Source organism: Micrococcus flavus (assembly GCF_014204815.1).
GTDB classification, from domain to species: Bacteria; Actinomycetota; Actinomycetes; order Actinomycetales; family Micrococcaceae; genus Micrococcus; species Micrococcus flavus.
Genome location: NZ_JACHMC010000001.1, coordinates 1,392,071 through 1,412,068, shown reverse-complemented (window position 1 = coordinate 1,412,068; position 19,998 = coordinate 1,392,071). Strand labels below are relative to the sequence as shown.

Here is a 19,998-nt window from a genome sequence, read left to right as displayed (position 1 = left end):
GCGGGTCGGTGCCGTCGTCGCGGCGCTGTCCCACCGCCCGCGGGCTGCACGGCGGCTCCTCGGGTCGGGGTGCGGGGGAGTGGGGACGGGGAACGGTCAGCGGACGCCGAGCACGGCGTCGGCGAGGGCGGGCAGGACGAGGTCCTCGGCGTAGGTGCGGGCGACGAAGGACCGGGCCGCGTGCACGGACGCCGTCCATGCCTCGGGGTCCCGCACCGCGTCCCGGACTGCGGCGGCAAGCCCCGCGGTGTCCGGGGCGAGCCAGTCCGCCGGGTAGAGCAGGTCCGCGCCAGCCCAGGCCAACGAGCGCGGCAGGCGGCCGTGCGCGGCGCCGTCGGGCAGGGTGAAGTGGAAGGACTCGAAGTCCGAGGTGGACAGCACCGTGCCGACGGACGCGTACCAGCGGTCCATGTCCGGTCCGTGCGGGTCCCACTCCACCGCGCCCGCGAGCAGCGGGTCCTCGGCCATCCGCCGCCGCTGGGCCGCGTAGTACGCCCGGGCCGCGGGGCGCTCCCGCACCCAGGCGAGGTCCTCCGGGCGGTGCCCGCGGATCCGGAGCCGGAAGTGGGGGTCCTCGGCGCGCAGCAGGGCCAGCACGTCCAGGGCGCGGTCCAGCCCCTTGCGCTCCGGCAGGGCCCCCACGAGGCCCAGGGTGAAGCGCTGCGTGGGATCCACGGGGTGGGCTGCGGACCACTCCGACCCCGGCAGGCGAACGGCATTGGGGATCCAGCGGGTGCGGGCGGGGTCCAGGCCGGTGTCCCGCACGAGCTGGGCCCGCACGTGCTCGGCCACGAACACCCAGGCGTCCACCGCCTCGCGGCGCACCCGTGCCGGGAAGTCCGTGGCGGCCTCCTGCAGGTGGGTGCGCGCCGTCAGCCGTGTCCCCGGGCGGCGGTGACGCGAATGCCACACCAGGTTCCCCAGGGACCACTCGCAGTGCACGACGTCGGCCCACGCCGCCAGCGCGCGGCTCGCCTCGGCGTCGTGGCGGGCGTGGCCGGTCCACGCGTCCACTCGGACCTCGTGGCCCTGGGCCCGCAGCTCGGCGATCAGCCCGTCCGCGAACTTCAGGTCGTGGCCGGCCACGACGACGCGCCGCGGCTCCCGCCGCACGCTCAGGGACGCCCGGGGTGCGTCGGGCCAGTCGCCCGGCACGGCGTCCGACGCGCGGACCAGGTCGAGGCGGGCGGCCCGGCCGCGATCGGCGAGCTCGGTCGCGGGGGTGTCCGCGTCCGCCGGGCCGACGACGGCCCGGCCGGCGGCGGCCGCGAGCCGGGCCAGGGCCGGCTCGCACCGGGAGGCGTCGGGGACCAGCACGGCGTCCGCGAGCCCCAGCGCGGCGGCCAGGCGCCCGGCGGCGGGGGAGCCGTCCGGGGGCACCGCGCCCGAGGCGACCAGCACGCCCGGAACCCGCCCGCCCGCGGCTCGGCGCACGGCCCGCGCGAGCGACCGCTCGCCGCCGGGGACCGTGAGCACCACCGAGTGCAGGAGGTCTCCGCCCGGCCGCCGGGAGCGGCGGGCCAGCAGTGCGGCTGCGGCGTCGGGCTCCCAGGACCCCGCTGCAAGCTGTCCCACGGGCACCAGGAGCACGCCCGGCTCGTCGGCGGGCCGGGGTCCCAGGGGGGCCCACGCGTCCAAGGAGGGGCGCGGAAGGCCTGTCAGCGCCCGGTGCAGCGCGGCCGGGGCCGGCAGGGGGACCAGGACGCGCCACGCCGGCGGACGGGCGTTCGGGGCGGGCCCGCGCCACGCCGCCGTCCAGACGACAGCGGGCAGGGTGCTGACGCCGAGCGCCGCCCGACCGGCCCGCGCGGCGCCCCTCCCCGCCGCGGTGGCCCGGTCCATGGCCCGGCGGCCGACCACGCGGGCGCGCCCGGCCCCGCGTCGCACGGTCGGCCCGAGCCCCCGGGCTCCCGCCCCGGTCCCGCTCACCCCTGGGTCGTCCCTGTCGGGGGTGTGCCGTCCGCCCAGGCGATCCGGCGGCGGACGACCTCCGCCTGCTTCTCCGCGAGCAGCTCGCGGCCCTCGTCCTCACGCCCGTCGGACATGCGCCGTGTGTACCGCCGGTAGGTCCGCGTCACCCGTTCAGGATCACCGTCCATCGTCAGGACGCCGCGCTCGATCCAGATCGCCCGCGAGCACATCTCCTGGATGGTGCTCAGGGAGTGGCTCACGAGGAAGACGCAGCCGGCCTGCTCGCGCAGCTCGTCCAGCCGGGCCCGCGTGCGCGCCCGGAACTGGGCGTCGCCCGTGTTCAGGGCCTCGTCGATCACCAGGATGTCCGGGTCCACCGAGGTCGCGATGGCGAACTGGAGTCGCGAGGCCATGCCGGAGGAATAGGCCTTCAGGGGCATCTCGAGCGCCTTGTCGTCCAGGCCGGAGAGGGCGGCGACGGCGTCGCGCTTCTCCCGCGCCTGCCGGCGGCTCATCCCCATGGCCAGGCACCCGAGCATGATGTTGTCCTCGCCGGAGACCTGACGCACCAGGGCGGCGTTCACCCCCAGCATCACGGGGGTGCTGGTGGCGTAGACGCGTCCGGAGGTGGGCTGCAGCTGGCCGGTGACCAGCTTCATCAGCGTGGACTTGCCGGAGCCGTTGGTGCCGATCACGCCCACGGACTCGCCCCGCTCCACCGCGAAGGTCAGCGGCTTGAGGGCCTCCACCACGGTGGTCCGGACGCCGCTGGAGGCCCTCCGGCCGCCCTGGACGGCGTCCGCCGAGCGGACGGTGTAGGTCATCGCCGCCTCGTCCACCACCACGGACGGGCGCGTCACTTCGAGGGCGTCGGCGTGCGGCTGCATGCTCATCGCTCCTCCCCGTAGGACTCCTCGGCGTCCCAGAACACCAGGGTGCCCAGCGCCAGGAGGGCGACGGTCCAGGCGATCAGGACGATCCAGCGCAGCGGGTCGGCGTCGGTGCCGTACAGCAGCGACTGCCGGGCGATGTCCAGCACGCAGTACATCGGGTTGAGGTGCATGGCGGTCACCAGCGGCGGGATGTGCTCGAAGCGCTCGACGCTGAAGAACACCGCCGAGAGGTACAGCCAGATGCGGGTGCCGAAGGAGATCAGGTTGGCGACGTCCGCCCACCTGGCCACCACGCGGGCCAGCAGCAGGGACAGGCCCAGGTTGAAGAGGGTCTGCAGGGCCAGGAGGGGGAGGAGCAGCAGCCAGCGCCACGTGATGTCCTCCAGCGGCGGGATGGCCAGGATCAGGACGACCATCACGGCCAGCGTCGGGAGGAAGAGCAGGAGCTCGCGCAGATTGGTGGCGATCGGCAGCGTGGCCCGCGGGAACTGGAAGGCCCGCACGATGGACAGGTTCGACGAGATCGACCGGGAGCCGTTCGTGATGGCCTGGGAGGTGTAGCGGAAGAGGAACACGCCCACGATCAGGTAGGCGATGAAGTTCTCGATCCCGCGGCCGGTCTGCAGGAGGAGGCCGAACACCAGGAAGTACGCCCCGCCGTCGAGGATCGGGTTCAGGATCATCCAGATCCGCCCCAGGGCGTTCGTCGAGGTGGCCCCCGCGATCCGGGAGCGCGAGTCGAAGAGGATGAAGGAACGGTAGTCCCACAGCGAGGCCACGTAGCGGCCCAGGCCCGGTCGGGCGCCCACGCGGCCCAGGCCCGTGCCGTCGACGCGCAGGACTTCCGAGGCGGGCGCCCCGCGCTGCTCGGCCTCAGCGGACTCGGCCATGCGGATCCACCCTCTCTCGATGGGTCAGGGGAACGTCGGCGGCCGGTGTCGGTCGCGCCCCGGGAGTCTAGCAAGGCGTCCCGTGGAGACGGGCCCTGCGCCCGGCCCGTGCGTAGAGTAGGGGTGGCCGGGGCCCGCCCGGTCAGTGCCGTGCCCGGGTCCTGGCGCGGCTGGACGATGAGACCCTTCAGGAGTGCACCGTGCCCAAGGTCATGCCCATCTACGGAACACGCCCGGAGGCCATCAAGGTGGCCCCGATCGTGAAGGCGCTCCAGGCCGACGACCGGTTCGAGTGCGTCGTCACCGTCACGGGCCAGCATCGGGAGATGCTCGACCAGGTCAACGAGCTGTTCGGCATCGACCCGGCGCATGACCTCAACATCATCCAGCCGCGGCAGACGCTCAACGGGGTCTTCGCCCGCACCCTCGACGGGCTTGACGCCGTCCTCGAGCAGGAGCGGCCGGACGCCGTCGTGGTGCAGGGGGACACGACCACCTCGACGGCGGCCGCCGTCGCCGCCTTCAACCGCGGCGTCAAGGTGGTCCATGCCGAGGCCGGGCTGCGCTCCTTCGACATCCTCTCTCCGTTCCCTGAGGAGGCGAACCGCAGGATCACCAGCCAGATCGCCGCCCTGCACCTTCCGCCCACCCGGGTCAGCCGGGACAACCTGCTGCGGGAGGCGGTCCGCGCGGAGGACGTGTACGTCACGGGCAACACCGTGATCGACGCCCTGCTGGAGGCCGTGGCCGCGCAGGTGCCCTTCGAGGACGAGCGCCTGGCCGCGCTGGAGGCCTCGGGCCGTCGCGTGGTGCTGGTGACCACCCACCGGCGCGAGAACCAGGGGGACGCCATGCGCGGCGTCGGACGGGCGCTGGCCCGCCTGGCCCGGGCCCACGACGACGTCACGTTCGTCCTCCCGGCGCACCGCAACCCGGTGGTCCGCGAGGCCGTCCTGCCCGCCCTTGAGGGGCTCGGGAACGTCCTGGTCACCGAACCCCTGGCGTACGGCGAGTTCACCCACCTGCTCTCGGTGGCGCACGTCGTGCTCACGGACTCGGGCGGCGTGCAGGAGGAGGCCCCCTCGCTCGGCAAGCCCGTCCTGGTGATGCGGGAGAACACCGAGCGCCCCGAGGCCGTCACCGCGGGCACCGTGCGCCTGATTGGCACGGACGAGCAGGTGGTGGTCGACGAGGTCACCCGCCTGCTCACGGAGGAGGCCGCGTACACCGCGATGTCCCAGGCCGTGAACCCCTACGGCGACGGCCGCGCGGCGGAGCGCACGGTCTCGGCGATCGCCGAGCTGCTCGGCGTGGGCGAGCGGCTGTCGGCCTTCGACGGGGGGGATCCGGCGTGACCGAGTTCCTCCTCGCCGTCCCGCGTCGGCCCCGCCGGGATCTCACCCTCGACCTCACCCGGAGTCGCCTGCGCGCCGTCGCTGACGGTTACGCACCGTTCGTGGGCCCGGCCTACGACCAGGAGCCTGTGATCTTGGAGCCCTCCGTCACGACAGTCGCCCTCGTTTTCCAGCGCACTGGTGGCCCAGCGCTTGCCGCTGCCGAGGCGGACCGGTGGGCCGTCACCGGCGGCCATCCCGTGTGGGATGAGCTGATCCGGAATGTCCGCCGGGTCGGCTCCCGCCTCGGGTACGACCGCCCTGTATGGGGTCAGTACGCGGCCGTGATGGTGGAACGCCACGTGGACCGGGTGACCGCGTGGGCCACCGTGCCCGCTTTCGACGGTCTCTACTGGGCACAGGACTCGGAACACGTGTACGTCTCCAACCGGCCGTTACTGCCGGCCCTGGCGCTGGCCGGTGGCCGCCGGGCGGGGGTGCGGCGCGACGAGGGATACCTCGCCCACTACCTCTATTCCGGGTACAGCCTCGAGGAGGTCAGTCCGTTCGCGGGAGTGAGCCGCCTGCCCGTCGATCGGTCGTTGGAGATCGTCCAAGGCCGGGCCCGGCTGGGTGTCGTCCCGCCGGGGCTCCGATCGACGCTGACCGAGGACCATACGCCGGAGGAGGGTGCTGAGGCGGCGGCCGAAGCGATGCTGGGGGCGATGGATCGGGTGGAGGCCGTACTCGACGGTCGGCCGGTGCAGCTGCGACTGTCCGGAGGCAAGGACTCTCGCACCCTGTTGGCGCTGCTCAAGGGCAGAGACATGGAGGTTCATGCCGTCACCTTCGGTGAGGAGCACGAGCCGGATCCGCTCGTAGCTCGCATGATGACGGACCGTTTGGGGATGCCACTGACGGTCACCCAGCCCACCCCCATTGATGCGACCGGCGAACGGGAGCGGATCCTGACCACCCTGTTCCAGTCGGGTGGCCAGCCACTGTCAGAGGCCCACACCGCTCGCTATGTGGGATCGAACCCGCGCACCCCGGGGGAGGGCATCATGTTGGGACAGTGGCCGCTCCTCAAGGGCGGCATGGCCCAGAGGCTTCGCTACACCACGGACGATGCCCTGCGCCGGGTGCGCGCGCGGTCCAACCCCGACCTGCTGGTGGAGTCGCGCAGACGACCTCTCGAGGAGGCGTTGACGCGCTGGTTCCACGAGGTGCCGGCCCAGGACCGAGCAGAGAAGTTGTATCTCTACGCTCGGCAGTTCCGCTCAGGAACGTACCTGCACGCCCATATCGCCCACTACGGCCGGGACGCAACGATCGCCTACCCACTCGGTGACGCCGAGGTGACCGCCGTGGCTGACGCGCTGACCATGGGGGAAAAGGTGTCCCACCGAGCTCTCTTCGGTGCTCTGGCGCGGATCTGGCCTGAGGTGATGGCCGTGCCGCTGGGCAACAATTCCTGGGGTTTCGAGCAGAAGGGCCCGGATCCCACATGGTCGGGACCCTTCTACGCCGAGCGGACCGCTCCGCTGCCGGATCTCGAGCCAGCCCCACGGACCGGACCGGCACGAATTGGTGAGTACTCACCCCGAACTCTGGTGGAGCTCAGCCGGATCCTTGTAGAGAGCCCGAACCAGGAGGTCCTACAGGATCACCTTCCGGAACCATTGCTCTTCGCAGTGGCTGCCACGGCCCTTTCGGGATCCGTCTCCCTGCCGGACGGCATGGATCGGCGGCGCTATGCCAAGGACTTGTGGCGTGTGACTGTGGCTGACCTCTGGTATGGCTGGGACTGGATGCCGGCCTGAGCCTCCCGACGACGACGTCCCCGGACCTGGACAGGTCCGGGGACGTCGTCGTTCCGTGGGCGCCGGTGCTCAGCCGAGCTCGCGCCCCTCGACCCGGCGCGAGTCCACGCCCGGGTCGACCTTTGGCAGGGAACCGGTCCGCGGTCCGCCGGGGGCGACCGGCAGGTTGGTCTCCGGGGCCCGGGCCCAGGCGAGGGCGCCGACGGCGATCACCGCCCCCGTCACCACGAAGCCCCAGCCGTAGCCGGCCGCGTCCACCACGAGGCCCACGAGCAGCGGGCCCAGGATGGCGCCCAGGTCTCCCGACATCTGGCCCGTGGACATCACGGGTCCGGCCCGGCGGCCCTGGCCCACCAGGTCCGCCACGGCGGCCTGCTGGGGGGAGTTGAGGGTGCCGGTGCCCGCGCCGGCCAGCGCGCACGAGACGAGGAACAGCAGCGGCGACTCCATCCAGCCGATGGCCCCCGTGAACACGGCCATCACGACCAGGCCGATCAGGATCAGCGGCTTGCGTCCGTGGACGTCGGAGAGTCGGGAGCTGAAGGTCACCGCCAGGACGTTGCCGGCGGCGAACACGGACAGGGCGAGCCCGGCCATGAGCTGGCGGTTCTCCTCTGTGATGCCCCACCCCAGCAGCGCCGTCCCGGTGAACGCGCTCGCGGCGAACAGGGGGGTGATCGCGTTGCGCACGCCGAAGGTCGCCCACCCGTTGGCGAACATCGAGATCAGCGCGGCACGGTAGGCGCCGTGGCCCAGCGCCTCCCGCAGCGGCATCACCGGACGGGACTCGCCGCGGGCGCGGTCCTGCACGCGGGTGTCCCGCAGCATGACGAACACGATGCCCGCGGCGATCACCAGTGAGGTGCCGTAGATCAGGAACGGGACCCGGAAGCCGAACACGGCCAGCACGGAGCCCACGATCGGCCCGACGATGTTGCCGATCAGGAACGCAGAGGCGTAGGCGCCCGAGACCCGCCCGCGGATGGTGGGCGGGGCCTTGGCGGCCAGGAACGCCATGGCGGAGACCGTGAACAGCGTGGAGCCGATGCCGCCGAGGGCGCGGTAGAGCAGCAGCTGCGTGTAGTCCTGCGCGAACGCGATGAGGAACATGGAGGCCGCCACGATCAGCACGCCCGTCATGTAGACGGGGGTCTCGCCGAGCCGGTTGGTGAGCCGTCCGGAGACGGGGGCGAACAGCAGGCGGGTGAGCCCGAACGCGGAGACCACGGCGGCGACGGCGGTGGCCGGATTGGCGAAGTCGGACGCGAACAGCTCCGCGTACTGCGGCAGCAGGGGCGCGATGATGCCGAAGCCGATCGCGATCACGAACGCCGCCGCGACCATCACCTTGATCTCGGGCGGCAGGGGCACGCGTGCGGCCGGAGGGGAGGAGGGCATGGCCGCCATCCTCCCACGTCACACGATCCACGGCAGTGGCAGGATGGCGGCATGAGCCGTCCCCGTGGATTCCGTGTCCTCCCCCGTGCGCGTGCCCGGTCCGCGGCGCTCGCGGTCACCCTGGGCGCCGGTCTCGTGCTGACCGGCTGCACGGCTCCCGACGGGGTCGAGGAGCCGCGGGAGCCCCCCACGGTGACCGCGTCCCCGGCGCCGCCGTCGGCCGCGCCGACGGCCTCGGGGGCCGCGGCGCCGGCCGATCCCGCCTCGGCCTCGGCGAGCACCGCCGAGCTGGCCCGCGCCGAGCTCTACCCCTGCCAGGGCTACGGCCGGGTGCCCCGGCACAACACCGTGGAGTCCAACGCCCGGGACGTGTACGCCTGGCACGTCTTCGAGCCGGTGGCCGTGGGCGACGGGCACGGCGACGTCGACTGGGACGCGGACCCCTACGAGGACGAGGGGTGGCGCCTGTGGCTGGCCTCCCTGCGGTGGATCGGCCCCAGCATCGAGGCCGCCCGCGAGGGGGATGAGGAGGCCTTCGCGGTGGCCGAGCGACTCATCGCGGACTGGGCCGCCGACCATGAGCAGGGCTGGGCGGAGGACCACGACGACCTCGAGGCGAACACGCACCGGCTCAACGTGCTCCTCTGCTTCCGAAGCGTGGTCCTGCAGCGCGAGGGCGGGACGGTGCCGGAGGAGTACGCGTGGGTGGACGAGCTGATCGGCCGCCACGCGGACCAGAACATGGCCCGGTACTCGGCCCGGCACAACCACGGCTCCATGGAGAACCGGGGCCTGCTGGGGGCCGGCTGCGTCCTGGACCGTCCGGACTGGATGGCGCACGCCATGGCCCGGGCGGAGGAGGACGTCCCGCACCAGGTGGACGCCGAGGGGCTGAGCAACGAGGCCTCGCCGCACTACGCCCGGTTCAACAGGGAGCTGTTCCACGAGATCGACCAGCTCTCCCGCACCTGCGGGGTGCCCTCGGCCGCGTTCTCCGAGCGGGTCGATCTCATGGGCCGGGCCATCCCGCACACCGTGGACTCCACCGGCCGCTTCTGGCAGTACGGGGACACCTCGGAGTACCGGCTCGAGCCGCGGGAGGACCACTCCCCGCAGATGCGCTATGCAGGGACGGACGGGGCCGAGGGGACGGCGCCCGCCGAGCGCATCCGGGCGTTCGAGGCCGGCCCGGTGTTCGGCCGCTCCTCGTGGGGCACGCGGGAGGAGGGCTTCCGTGAGGAGGCGTCCTGGATGATGCGCGGCGGCACCGGGCAGGAGACCAAGGCGCACCGCGGCGACCTGATGCAGCTGCTCTACGTCACCCGCGGGCGGCCCGTGGTCGTGGACGGCAGCCATCCCGGCGTGGTCGAGGACTCCTGGCGGCCCTGGGGCTTCGGACCCACGGCGCACAACGTCATCCACATCCCCACCCTCGAGGACGACTTCCCCGGCGAGGGGCCGGCGGTCCTGGAGGAGCTGGTGGAGTCCTCGGACGGGGCCGCCGACGTCGTCGCCATGAGCCAGCCGCTCGAGGTCGGCGGTGAACGCGCCCGCACCGCGCTGCTGCTGCGTGAGCCGGACGCCGCCGTCGTGGTGGACCGGACCCGCGTCCAGGACGGCCGGGACGGGCACCGCGTGGAGACGCTGTGGAACCTGCCCACCTCCTACGAGGCCGAGCGCCTGGGCGCGGACACCGTGCGCGCCGTCGACGAGGAGGCGGGGGAGGCCACCACCCTCGTGCAGATCCGCCTCGACGGCGCGGCGATCGCCGAGGACGGGATCACCCTGCACCGCGGCGAGCTGGACCCCGAGCCCGGGGGCCACCGCCACCGGGGGTTCTACTTCCCCGACGGCCAGGTGCGCGAGGAGACCGTCCAGGTCGCCTTCGGCTCGCCGGGCCCCGCCGCCGGGATCGTCTCGGTCCTGATCCCGGCCGGGTCCGAGGACGAGGTCGGCGTCGAGGTCGAGCACCACGACGACGGCACGCTCACCCTGGTGGTCCGCGGCGCCGAGGGCACGGCGCGGGTGGGGATCGACGCGGACGGGACGCCGACCCGGCTGCCGTGAGCCCCGGGCCGGGCCCGGGGGATCCCCCCGGGGCCGGTGATGACCCGTGTGCGAGACTGGGCGCGTGGAAATCGTGCTCATCATCTCCCTGGTCCTGGCCCTGCTGCTCGGCGCCGTGCTGGTCGGTCTGCTCGACCGCCCCGTCGCCCCGCCGAAGGGCACCTACACCGAGCTGCGCGACGACGACGACCCGGCACTCGCCCCGGGCGGCCTCGTGGCCGACCCGGCCTCCGCCGACGCCCCCTCGTCCCGCCCCGCGCCCCGCCACGCCGCCGAGGCCCCGACGGTCGAGGAGGAGGCCCCGAAGGCGGAGGTCGTCGAGACCGCCCCGCAGCTGGACCGCCCCGAGGCCGCCGGCACCCGCCTGCAGCGCCTGCGCGCGCGCCTGCTGAAGTCCAACAACGTGTTCGGCCAGGGCCTGCTGGCCCTGCTCTCCCGTGACCGCATCGACGACGACGTCTGGGACGAGATCGAGGAGACCCTCCTCATGGCGGACCTGGGCACCGAGCCCACCATGGAGCTCGTGGACCGCCTCAAGGCCCGCGTCACCGTGGACGGGACCCGCGACCCCGACGCGCTGCGCGCGCTGCTGCGCGAGGAGCTGCTCGCCATGGTGGACCCGTCCATGGACCGCCGCCTGGCCGCCACCCGCAAGGACGGCAAGCCAGCCGTCACCCTCGTGGTGGGCGTCAACGGCGTGGGCAAGACCACCACCGTGGGCAAGCTCGCCCGCGTGCTCGTGGCCGAGGACCGCGAGGTCGTCCTCGGCGCCGCGGACACCTTCCGCGCCGCCGCCGCCGAGCAGCTCGCCACCTGGGGCGCCCGCGTGGGCGTGGTCACCGTCCGCTCCGAGACGGAGGGCGCGGACCCGGCGTCGGTGGCCTTCGAGGCCGTGAAGACCGGCATCGAGGAGGAGGCGGACGTGGTCCTCGTGGACACCGCCGGCCGCCTGCAGAACAAGGCCAACCTCATGGACGAGCTGGGCAAGATCAAGCGCGTGATCGAGAAGCAGGCCCCGGTGGAGGAGGTCCTGCTGGTCCTCGACGCCACCACCGGCCAGAACGGCCTCATGCAGGCCAAGGTGTTCGCCGAGGTCGTGGACGTCACCGGCATCGTCCTGACCAAGCTGGACGGCACCGCCAAGGGCGGCATCGTGGTGGCCATCCAGCGCCAGCTCGGCGTGCCGGTCAAGCTGATCGGTCTGGGCGAGGGCGCCGACGACCTCGCCCCGTTCTCCGCCGAGGGCTTCGTGGACGCGCTGTTGGCCGAGTGATCCCCGCCGGGCCCGTCCGGGCCCCGGCACCCGCACGACGACGGGCCGTCCCCTCGCACGAGGGGGCGGCCCCTCGTCGTCGGAATGCGGAGGCGTGACGGGACCGCAACGCGTGTTCACACGCCGGAAACACCTCCGTGCCGTGACGGGAAACACGTCCTCGGCAGACTCGGGCGCATCGACGCCCCCGTGCCGGGCGGGCGTCCCGATGAGTGGAGGACCACCCCATGGACCCGCAGCTGACACCTCTGGACCCCGGGGCGGTGTGGACGATGGTCTGTGCCGGCCTCGTCCTCCTGATGACCCCCGGCCTGGCCTTCTTCTACGGCGGCATGACCCGGGCCAAGGCGTCCGTGAACATGATGATGATGTCCTTCGTGGCCATGGGTCTGGTGGGCGTGGTGTGGGTGCTGTGGGGGTACAGCATGACCGGCGGTGACGGCATCCTCGGGGTCGTCGGGGACCCCCTGCAGGATCCGGGGCTGTTCCAGGCCGTCGGCACCACGGACTTGGCCACGATCGGCTTCGGTGCCACCTTCGCCGTCATCTCGGTGGCGCTGATCTCCGGCGCCGTGGCCGACCGCGCGAAGTTCAGCACCTGGTGCGTGTTCGTCCCGGCCTGGATCACCCTCGTGTACTGCCCCATGGCGTTCATGGTCTGGGGCGGGGGCCTGCTCACCGCGGACGGCGCCATCGGCTCCGTGGTCGGCGAGGCCGTGGACTTCGCCGGCGGCCTGGTCATCCACATCGCCGCCGGCGTCGCCGCCCTGGTGCTCGCCGTGATGATGGGCAAGCGTGAGGGCTTCGGTGTGGACCCGGGCCACCGCCCGCACAACATCCCCTTCGTCATGCTCGGCGCCGCCCTGCTGTGGTTCGGCTGGTTCGGCTTCAACGGCGGCGCGGCCTCGGACGTGGAGACCGCCGGCCTGATCTGGGTGAACACCCTGGCAGCACCCGCCGCCGCCATGCTCGGCTGGATGCTCGTGGAGGTCGTCCGCCACGGACGGCCCACCTCGATCGGCACGGCCTCCGGCATCGTCGCCGGTCTCGTGGCCATCACCCCGGCCTGCGCCTTCGTGGACCCCGTGGGCTCCGTGGCCATCGGCGTCGTCGCCGGCGTGGCCGCCGCCTTGGCGGTGAACCTGAAGTTCAAGCTCGGCTTCGACGACTCCCTCGACGTGGTCGGCGTGCACCTCGTGGCCGGCGTGGTGGGCACCGTGATGATCGGCCTGTTCGGCCGCCCCGAGCTGGTGACCGAGGAGGGGATGGCCGGCCTGTTCTACGGCGGCGGTCCCCGCCTGCTGGTGGCCCAGGTCGTGGCGACGGTCTTCACCGTGGTCTTCGCCGGCGTCGTCACCGCGCTGATCGCCCTGGTCCTGAAGGCGGTCATGGGGCTGCGCGTCTCGCCACAGGACGAGCTGCGCGGTGTGGACCGCGCCCTCCACGCGGAGTCCGCGTACGACTACGGGCTCGGCACCGCGTACGGCGACGAGCCGCAGGACGCGGAACGGCACCGGGGGGAGGCCCAGCCCGTCCGCTGAGCCGGCACCGGTCGGTTGCTAGTCTGGTCAGGCGTCGTCGCCGGCGGGACGTCCCTGCGGGGGGTCCGAGCCGGGGCGGCGCCTGACCCAGCGACCTCCTCTTTCCTCTTCGCGAAGGATCCCACCCGCCGTGTTCACCTCCCTGTCCGACCGCCTCACAGCCACCTTCCGCAGCCTCAAGGGCAAGGGACGGCTCACCGAGGCGGACATCGACGCCACCGCACGCGAGATCCGCCGCGCCCTCCTCGACGCGGACGTCGCCGTGCCCGTGGTCCGCCAGTTCATCGCGCGGATCAAGGAGCGCGCCCTCGGCGAGGAGGTCTCGCAGGCCCTGAACCCGGGCCAGCAGGTGGTCAAGATCGTCAACGAGGAGCTCGTCGAGATCCTCGGCGGCGAGACCCGGCGCATCCGCCACGCCAAGACCGGCACCACGGTGATCATGCTGGTGGGCCTGCAGGGCGCCGGCAAGACGACCCTGGCCGGCAAGCTCGCCCACCTGCTGAAGTCCCAGGGCCACACGCCGCTGCTCGTGGCGTGCGACCTCCAGCGTCCCAACGCTGTCAAGCAGCTGCAGGTGGGCGGTGAGCGCGCCGGCGTGCCGGTGTTCGCCCCGCACCCCGGCGTGTCCTCCGAGTTCGAGGCCGCCACGGGCGACCCGGTGGAGGTGGCCCAGGCCGGCATCCGCGAGGCCAACACCAAGTACCACGACGTGGTCATCATCGACACGGCCGGCCGCCTCGGCGTGGACCACGAGCTGATGCAGCAGGCCGCGGACATCCGCCAGGCCGTGCAGCCGGACGAGGTCCTCTTCGTGATCGACGCGATGATCGGCCAGGACGCCGTCGCCACCGCGCAGGCGTTCAACGAGGGCGTGGGCTTCACGGGCGTGGTCCTCACCAAGCTCGACGGCGACGCGCGCGGCGGCGCCGCCCTGTCCGTCCGCCACGTGACCGGCAAGCCGATCATGTTCGCGTCCACCGGCGAGGGCCTGAAGGACTTCGAGGTCTTCCACCCGGACCGCATGGCCTCCCGCATCCTCGACATGGGCGACGTCCTGTCCCTGATCGAGCAGGCGGAGCAGAGCTGGGACCGCGCCGACGCGGAGAAGATGGCGCGGAAGTTCGCCGACCAGGAGGACTTCACCCTCGACGACTTCCTCCAGCAGATGCAGCAGCTCAAGAAGATGGGCTCGCTGAAGAAGATGCTCATGATGATGCCGGGCGCCCAGGGGATGCGGCAGCAGCTCGAGCAGTTCGACGAGTCCTCGATCGGCCGCGTCGAGGCGATCATCCACTCGATGACACCCCACGAGCGCGTGGCCCCGAAGATCATCAACGGCTCCCGCCGTGCGCGCATCGCCCGCGGCTCGGGCGTGCAGGTGACCGAGGTCAACCAGCTCCTGGAGCGCTTCGCCGAGGCCCAGAAGATGATGAAGAAGCTCGCCGCCGGCGGAGGCATGCCCGGCATGCCGGGCATGGGCCACGGCGGGACCCCGCGCAAGGCCAAGGGCAAGAACGCGAAGAAGGGCAAGGTGAAGTCCGGCAACCCCGCGAAGGCGTCCGCCGAGCGCCAGGCCCTCGAGGAGCGCCGGTCCCGCGCCGGCGGCGGGGTCTTCGGCCCCGGCGGCATGCCGGACCTGGCCGACTTCGACCCCTCGCAGCTCGACCTGCCGGCCGGGTTCGAGAAGTACCTCAAGGACCGCTGAGCTCTCCGGGCGTCCACGCCCGGGCCGGAGGCGGCCCCGCCCGCGCGCCGAGGTGCGCGCGGGCGGGGCCGTCTGGCAGAATGGGCGGGCACTGAGCGTGAGCCCGGACGACCCTCTATCCTCCGCGCGCTCCGTTCCGTTCGTCGGACTGCCGGCCCGCTGCCCCCACGCGTGGCCGTCGCCCGACCCCCTGATCCCCTGAAGGAGAACCACACACGTGGCTGTCAAGATCCGTCTGAAGCGCTTCGGCAAGATCCGCGCCCCCTACTACCGCGTCGTCGTCATGGACTCGCGCACCCGCCGCGATGGCCGTGCCATCGAGGAGATCGGCAAGTACCACCCCACCGAGGAGCCCTCGTTCATCGAGATCGACTCGGAGCGCGCGCAGTACTGGCTGTCCGTCGGCGCCCAGCCGACCGAGCAGGTGGCCGCCCTCCTGAAGATCACCGGCGACTGGCAGAAGTTCACGGGCGAGGCCGGCGCCGAGGGCACCCTGAAGACCAAGGGCGAGAAGGAGGCCTTCGTGGCCCCGGACAAGGGCTCGGTCATCCTGCCCGAGGAGCCGAAGAAGGAGGAGGCCCCGGCCGAGTCCGCTGAGGAGACCGCCGAGGCCGAGACCCCGGCCGAGGACGCCGAGAAGGCCGAGTGAGCATGCTGGCCGAGGCCCTCGCGCACCTCGTCCGCGGCATCGTGGACACCCCGGACGCCGTCCGCGTCGACTCGCGCCCCCAGCGGCGCGGGGAGATGCTGGAGGTCCGGGTGGCGCCCGAGGACCTCGGCCGTGTGATCGGCCGCCAGGGCCGCACGGCCACCGCGCTGCGCACGGTGCTCGACGCCCTGGCAGGCCACCCCGTCCGCGTGGACGTCGTGGAGACCGACCGCGGCCGCTGAGCCCGCCGGTCACCCCCGCGCACCCCGTCGAGAACGGCCCGCCGCCCGCACAGGTCGGCGGGCCGTTCCCGTCCCGCCCCCACCCCAGGAGAGCCCATGAGCCCTGCACCCCAGCCCGCCGAGACCGAGGGCCTCGTCCGTGTCGCCCGGATCGGCAAGCCCCACGGCATCCGCGGCGAGGTCACCGTCCAGGTGTTCACCGACGACCCCGACGCGCGCTTCGCCCCGGGGGAGGCCCTCGAGCTGCGCGGGGCTCCGGCCGGCGCCCCCGCCGAGCTCACCGTGACCCGCAGCCGGTGGAACAAGACCGTCCTGGTGGTGGCGTTCGCGTCCGTGGCGGACCGCAACGCCGCCGAGGCCCTGCGCGGCGCCCAGCTGTTCGCCGCCCCCTCCGCCCCCGCCGACGACGACGCCTGGTACGAGGACGACCTGCTCGGCCTGGCCGTCCACGTGGACGGCGCCCGCGTGGGCGAGGTCGCCGGCCTGACCACCGGCACGGTCCAGGACCTGCTCGTGGTGCGCCTGGACGGCGGCGGGCAGGACGCCCTCGTCCCGTTCGTCGAGGAGATCGTGCCCGAGGTGGACCAGGAGGCCGGCGTCGTGGTCCTCACCCCGCCGCCGGGTCTGCTCGAGCTCGCCGCGGACGAGCCCGGGGCCCCCGAGGGCCCGGAGACCCCCGCGGACCTCGGCCCCGACGTGCTCGGGCGCCCCACGGGCGCGGGCGGGGGGCGCTGAGCGGTGCGCTTCGACGTCGTCACCATCTTCCCGGAGTACATGGGCGTGCTGGACGTGTCCCTGCTGGGGCGCGCCCGGCGGGAGGGGCTCGTGGACGTGCACGTGCACGATCTGCGGGACTTCACCTCCGACCGGCACCGCACGGTGGACGACACGCCCTACGGCGGCGGTGCGGGCATGGTCATGAAGCCGGAGCCGTGGGCCCTGGCCCTCGAGGCGGTCGCCGGGCTCGGCCCCGCCGCCGCCCGCCCCGTGCTGATGGTCCCCACCCCCTCCGGTGCCCCGTTCACCCAGGCCACGGCGCGGGCCCTGGCGCAGGAGGAGCACGTGGTCTTCGCGTGCGGACGGTACGAGGGCATCGACGAGCGCGTGTTCGGCTGGGCCGAGGAGCTGTACGACGTGCGGCTGTTCTCCCTGGGCGACTACGTCCTCAACGGCGGCGAGGTCGCCGCCCTGGCGGTGATCGAGGCCGTGGGGCGCCTGGTGCCGGGCGTGGTCGGCAACCCCGCCTCCCTCGTGGAGGAGTCCCACGAGGACGGCCTGCTGGAGTACCCCGTCTACACCAAGCCCTCCGTGTGGCGGGAGCGCGAGGTCCCGCCCGTGCTCCTCTCCGGCGACCACGGCCGTGTGGCGGCGTGGCGCCGTGCGCAGCAGGAGGAGCGCACCCGCGCCCGCCGCCCGGACCTGTGGGCCGCGCACGCCGGGCGCGCCGAGGAGGCCTGACCCCCGCCGTTCCGCCGGATGTGGCACAATGGACCCTCGTGTCCACCGGACGCGCGGCCTGCCACAGGGGGCGCACGTCGACGGCACGGACCACCGGACCCCGCGCTCGCGGCCGTGTCCGGCTCACACTTCGGGGCCCGGCGTCCCGCTCCGCCCGTGCCGGGCGGCGCCCGCCGTGCCCGCCGACCACGTGGATGACCTGTGGCGTCCACCAGGAGATCAGAGCATGCACATCCTCGATTCCTTCGACAAGGCCACCCTGCGCGACGACGTGCCGGACTTCGGCCCCGGCGACACCGTCAAGGTGCACGTCAACATCATCGAGGGCAAGACCGCCCGTGTGCAGGTCTTCCAGGGCTACGTCATGGGCCGTCAGGGCCACGGCGTGCGCGAGACCTTCCGCGTCCGCAAGGTGTCCTTCGGCGTGGGCGTGGAGCGCGTCTTCCCGGTGCACTCCCCGGTGATCGACAAGATCGAGGTCGTCACCAAGGGTGACGTCCGCCGCGCGAAGCTGTACTACATGCGCGACCGCCACGGCAAGGCCGCTCGCATCCGCGAGAAGCGCGCCGACGCCAAGTGATCGCCGGTCGGCCCTGCGCCGACCGCTGACCGCCATGCGCACACCGGAGCCCCGTGACCCCCGCAGGCCACGGGGCTCCGTCGCGCCCGGGTGGTCCGACCAGGACGGGCCGCGCTGGTGGCCGTGGCTGCTGCTCACGCTGGCCGCCGCCGTCGTCGCCGCGGCCGTGCTGCGGGCGCTCACCGGGCCGGTCCTGCTGGTGCCCTCCGGCTCGATGGAGCCGACGCTGCGCCCCGGCGAGCGCCTCCTCGTGGACGAGGCCGCCGCGGGCGGTGCGGGCCTGACGCACGGGGACGTGGTGGTCTTCGACGGCGCCGGCAGCCTCGCCCCCTACCGCTCCCGGAGCTCCCTCGAGCGCGGCCTGACGGACGTGGCGGCGTGGTGGGGCGTGGGCGGCACCGGGGACGTGTTCGTCAAGCGCGTGCTGGCCCTGCCGGGGGACACCCTCACGTGCTGCGCCGCCGACGGGCGGCTGGTGCGCAACGGCGCCCCCGTGGACGAGCCGTACCTCGGCCGGCCGGTGTCCGCCGCCGACCCCGCCTCGGACTCCCGCTGGGAGTTCGAGGTCCCCGCCGGACGCATGGTGGTGCTCGGGGACCATCGGGACGCCTCCCGCGACTCGCGGGCGCTGCTCGGCGCCCCGGGCGGCGGCCTCATCCCGCTGGAGTCCGTGATCGGCACCGCGGAGCAGGTGGTGTGGCCGCTCGGCGCGCGCCGGGACCTGGAGCCCGCCGATGGCTGAGTCCTCCGTGCCGTCCGGGGCAGGCTCCCACGCCGACCTCGCCGTGCCCTCGCCCACGGACCGCGCCGCCCGTCCCCGCGACGACGGCGGCCCCCACCCGGTGCGCGCGGCCGCCCTGGCCGTGGCGCTCACCCTCGCCCTCCTGGTGCTGGCCCAGGTGTTCTTCGTGCGCATGTTCCACGTCCCGTCGGCCTCGATGGAGCCGACCCTGCAGCCGGGCGACCGCGTGGCCGTCGGGCTGTGGGCCCCCGGACCGCTCGCGCTCGAGCGCGGGGACGTCGTCGTCTTCGAGGACACCCAGGCGTGGCTGGCGGGGGCCGAGGCGGTCCAGGCGGACCCGCTGCACGCCGCGCTGCAGGTGGTCTCCCCGGGCTCCGGTGAGGGCCACCTGGTCAAGCGCGTGGTCGGACTGCCCGGGGACACGGTGGCGTGGCGGCCCGGCTGGGACCACGTGGAGGTGGACGGCCGGCCCCTGCCGGAGCCGTACCTGGCCGGCGCCCCCGCCCAGGAGGCGTTCGAGGTGACCGTGCCGGAGGGCCGCCTGTTCGTCCTCGGCGACCACCGGGAGGCCTCCCAGGACTCCCGCCAGCACGGGGACGGTCCGGGCGGCGGCTTCGTGGCGGTCGACGACGTGGTGGGCAGGGTCGAGGCCGTGGTATGGCCACCTGCCCGCATCGGCACGATGCCGGACGTGACCGAGGAGGGCCGGTGAGCCCGCGGCCTCCGGCGGTGCGCGCCGGGCTGGACGTCGAGGCCGCCCTCGCCGCCGAGGAAGAGCCGACCGCCCCCGTCCTCGTCGCGGGCATGGACGAGGTGGGGCGCGGGGCGCTGGCGGGGCCCGTCGTCGTGGGCGTCTGCGCCGCGCGCGTGCCCGCCGCTGGGGAGATCCCGGCCGTGCGCGACTCCAAGGCGCTCACCGACCGGCGCCGCCGCCTTCTGGTGCCCGAGATCCGCGCCTGGGCCGCCGGGCACGCCCTGGGCGAGGCCGGTCCGGACGAGGTGGACCGCCACGGGATCACCGGGGCGCTCGCGCTCGCCGGGGCGCGGGCCTGGGCGGTGCTGGTGGCGGAACTGCGGGAGGCGCCCGTCGTCCTGATCCTGGACGGGTCCGACGACTGGCTGCGCCACGCCCGCACCGGGATGGTGGCGGGTCTCGTCCCGGGCCCGGTGCCGCCCGAGCCGCACCTGATGGTGAAGGCCGAGGACCGCTGCGCCACCGTGGCGGCCGCCTCCATCCTGGCCAAGGTGGGCCGGGACGACACGATGACCGCCCTCGACGCGGACCACCCCGCCTACGGCTGGGCGGGCAACAAGGGCTACGGCGCGGCCGCCCACCGGCGCGCGATCCTCGAGCGCGGCGCCACCGAGCACCACCGCCGCTCGTGGAACCTCGGCCTGCCCGCGCCGGAGCGGACGGCCGGGGACGACGACGCCCCGCCCACGCTGTTCGACTGAGCCGGCGCTGCGCGTTCGACGCCGCGGCGTGCGCGGG

At 73.7% G+C, this 19,998-nt stretch carries 18 protein-coding genes; 14 read left to right on the top strand and 4 right to left on the bottom strand.

Translation table 11 applies throughout. The features are described from left to right. Positions 1-96: 96 nt before the first annotated feature. The 3 genes from BJ976_RS06550 to BJ976_RS06540 are packed head-to-tail and all read right to left on the bottom strand — an operon-like array spanning position 97 to position 3,694. Entirely contained in the window at positions 97-1,929 is a 1,833-nt protein-coding gene (locus tag BJ976_RS06550) for a glycosyltransferase family 4 protein (protein WP_135028072.1), read from the bottom strand. Next, entirely contained in the window at positions 1,926-2,798 is an 873-nt protein-coding gene (locus BJ976_RS06545) for an ABC transporter ATP-binding protein (RefSeq protein WP_135028070.1), read from the bottom strand. The genes BJ976_RS06550 and BJ976_RS06545 overlap by 4 nt, the downstream gene beginning before the upstream one ends. Before the next feature lie 2 nt (positions 2,799-2,800). After that, on the bottom strand, positions 2,801-3,694 hold the full coding sequence (locus BJ976_RS06540; RefSeq protein ID WP_135028068.1) for an ABC transporter permease: 894 nt from the start codon (positions 3,692-3,694) through the stop codon (positions 2,801-2,803). 200 nt (positions 3,695-3,894) lie between these two features. Between BJ976_RS06540 and wecB the strand changes: the two genes are divergently transcribed. Next, the gene (wecB, locus tag BJ976_RS06535) at positions 3,895-5,049 is read left to right on the top strand and encodes a non-hydrolyzing UDP-N-acetylglucosamine 2-epimerase (protein ID WP_135028067.1); all 1,155 of its coding nucleotides are present in this window, start codon (positions 3,895-3,897) and stop codon (positions 5,047-5,049) included. Next, complete coding sequence (locus tag BJ976_RS06530) at positions 5,046-6,851, top strand: asparagine synthetase B family protein (protein ID WP_135028065.1); 1,806 nt, start codon at positions 5,046-5,048, stop codon at positions 6,849-6,851. Before wecB ends, BJ976_RS06530 begins: the two co-directional genes overlap by 4 nt. Positions 6,852-6,920: 69 nt before the next feature. Here the strand turns inward: BJ976_RS06530 and BJ976_RS06525 are convergent, their stop codons facing one another. After that, complete coding sequence (locus BJ976_RS06525; RefSeq protein ID WP_135028063.1) at positions 6,921-8,249, bottom strand: MFS transporter; 1,329 nt, start codon at positions 8,247-8,249, stop codon at positions 6,921-6,923. Between the two features lie 51 nt (positions 8,250-8,300). Here BJ976_RS06525 and BJ976_RS06520 point away from each other — a divergent pair, with 51 nt between their 5' ends. The 12 genes from BJ976_RS06520 to rnhB all read left to right on the top strand — a co-directional run bounded on the left by BJ976_RS06520 (position 8,301) and on the right by rnhB (position 19,961). Next, positions 8,301-10,316, top strand: coding sequence for a heparinase II/III family protein (locus BJ976_RS06520; protein WP_135028061.1), 2,016 nt, complete (start codon positions 8,301-8,303; stop codon positions 10,314-10,316). 64 nt (positions 10,317-10,380) lie between these two features. Further along, positions 10,381-11,589 carry a signal recognition particle-docking protein FtsY gene (gene ftsY, locus BJ976_RS06515; protein ID WP_135028059.1) on the top strand — a complete coding sequence of 403 codons (1,209 nt, stop codon included), beginning with the start codon at positions 10,381-10,383 and terminating at the stop codon, positions 11,587-11,589. Between the two features lie 227 nt (positions 11,590-11,816). Then, positions 11,817-13,130: an ammonium transporter gene (locus BJ976_RS06510; RefSeq protein WP_229667092.1), complete on the top strand. Its 1,314-nt coding sequence runs from the start codon at positions 11,817-11,819 to the stop codon at positions 13,128-13,130. A 130-nt stretch (positions 13,131-13,260) separates the two neighbouring features. Beyond that, on the top strand, positions 13,261-14,835 hold the full coding sequence (gene ffh, locus BJ976_RS06505) for a signal recognition particle protein (RefSeq protein WP_135028057.1): 1,575 nt from the start codon (positions 13,261-13,263) through the stop codon (positions 14,833-14,835). Between the two features lie 217 nt (positions 14,836-15,052). After that, positions 15,053-15,484, top strand: coding sequence for a 30S ribosomal protein S16 (gene rpsP / locus BJ976_RS06500; RefSeq protein WP_135028055.1), 432 nt, complete (start codon positions 15,053-15,055; stop codon positions 15,482-15,484). Positions 15,485-15,486: 2 nt separating this feature from the next. After that, entirely contained in the window at positions 15,487-15,726 is a 240-nt protein-coding gene (locus BJ976_RS06495) for an RNA-binding protein (RefSeq protein ID WP_135028517.1), read from the top strand. 96 nt (positions 15,727-15,822) lie between these two features. Continuing rightward, positions 15,823-16,461, top strand: a complete 639-nt coding sequence (gene rimM, locus BJ976_RS06490; RefSeq protein ID WP_135028053.1) for a ribosome maturation factor RimM — start codon at positions 15,823-15,825, stop codon at positions 16,459-16,461. A gap of 3 nt (positions 16,462-16,464) precedes the next feature. Next, positions 16,465-17,184 (top strand): tRNA (guanosine(37)-N1)-methyltransferase TrmD, encoded by a 720-nt coding sequence (gene trmD, locus BJ976_RS06485; protein ID WP_135028052.1) that lies wholly within the window; start codon positions 16,465-16,467, stop codon positions 17,182-17,184. A 226-nt stretch (positions 17,185-17,410) separates the two neighbouring features. Then, entirely contained in the window at positions 17,411-17,764 is a 354-nt protein-coding gene (rplS, locus tag BJ976_RS06480) for a 50S ribosomal protein L19 (protein ID WP_135028050.1), read from the top strand. Positions 17,765-17,798: 34 nt separating this feature from the next. Further along, positions 17,799-18,506, top strand: a complete 708-nt coding sequence (gene lepB, locus BJ976_RS06475) for a signal peptidase I (RefSeq protein ID WP_135028048.1) — start codon at positions 17,799-17,801, stop codon at positions 18,504-18,506. Continuing rightward, positions 18,499-19,218: a signal peptidase I gene (lepB, locus tag BJ976_RS06470; RefSeq protein ID WP_184231836.1), complete on the top strand. Its 720-nt coding sequence runs from the start codon at positions 18,499-18,501 to the stop codon at positions 19,216-19,218. The genes lepB (BJ976_RS06475) and lepB (BJ976_RS06470) overlap by 8 nt, the downstream gene beginning before the upstream one ends. Continuing rightward, on the top strand, positions 19,215-19,961 hold the full coding sequence (rnhB, locus tag BJ976_RS06465) for a ribonuclease HII (protein ID WP_229667089.1): 747 nt from the start codon (positions 19,215-19,217) through the stop codon (positions 19,959-19,961). The genes lepB (BJ976_RS06470) and rnhB overlap by 4 nt, the downstream gene beginning before the upstream one ends. Positions 19,962-19,998: the final 37 nt, after the last annotated feature.

Coding starts and splice junctions, on each gene's coding strand:
- BJ976_RS06545 (WP_135028070.1), bottom strand. CDS start 2,798: ATGCAGCCGCACGCCGACGCCCTCGAAGTGACGCGCCCGTCCGTGGTG.
- BJ976_RS06540 (WP_135028068.1), bottom strand. CDS start 3,694: ATGGCCGAGTCCGCTGAGGCCGAGCAGCGCGGGGCGCCCGCCTCGGAA.
- BJ976_RS06525 (WP_135028063.1), bottom strand. CDS start 8,249: ATGCCCTCCTCCCCTCCGGCCGCACGCGTGCCCCTGCCGCCCGAGATC.
- BJ976_RS06520 (WP_135028061.1), top strand. CDS start 8,301: ATGAGCCGTCCCCGTGGATTCCGTGTCCTCCCCCGTGCGCGTGCCCGG.
- BJ976_RS06510 (WP_229667092.1), top strand. CDS start 11,817: ATGGACCCGCAGCTGACACCTCTGGACCCCGGGGCGGTGTGGACGATG.
- BJ976_RS06495 (WP_135028517.1), top strand. CDS start 15,487: ATGCTGGCCGAGGCCCTCGCGCACCTCGTCCGCGGCATCGTGGACACC.
- rimM (WP_135028053.1), top strand. CDS start 15,823: ATGAGCCCTGCACCCCAGCCCGCCGAGACCGAGGGCCTCGTCCGTGTC.
- rplS (WP_135028050.1), top strand. CDS start 17,411: ATGCACATCCTCGATTCCTTCGACAAGGCCACCCTGCGCGACGACGTG.
- lepB (WP_135028048.1), top strand. CDS start 17,799: ATGCGCACACCGGAGCCCCGTGACCCCCGCAGGCCACGGGGCTCCGTC.
- lepB (WP_184231836.1), top strand. CDS start 18,499: ATGGCTGAGTCCTCCGTGCCGTCCGGGGCAGGCTCCCACGCCGACCTC.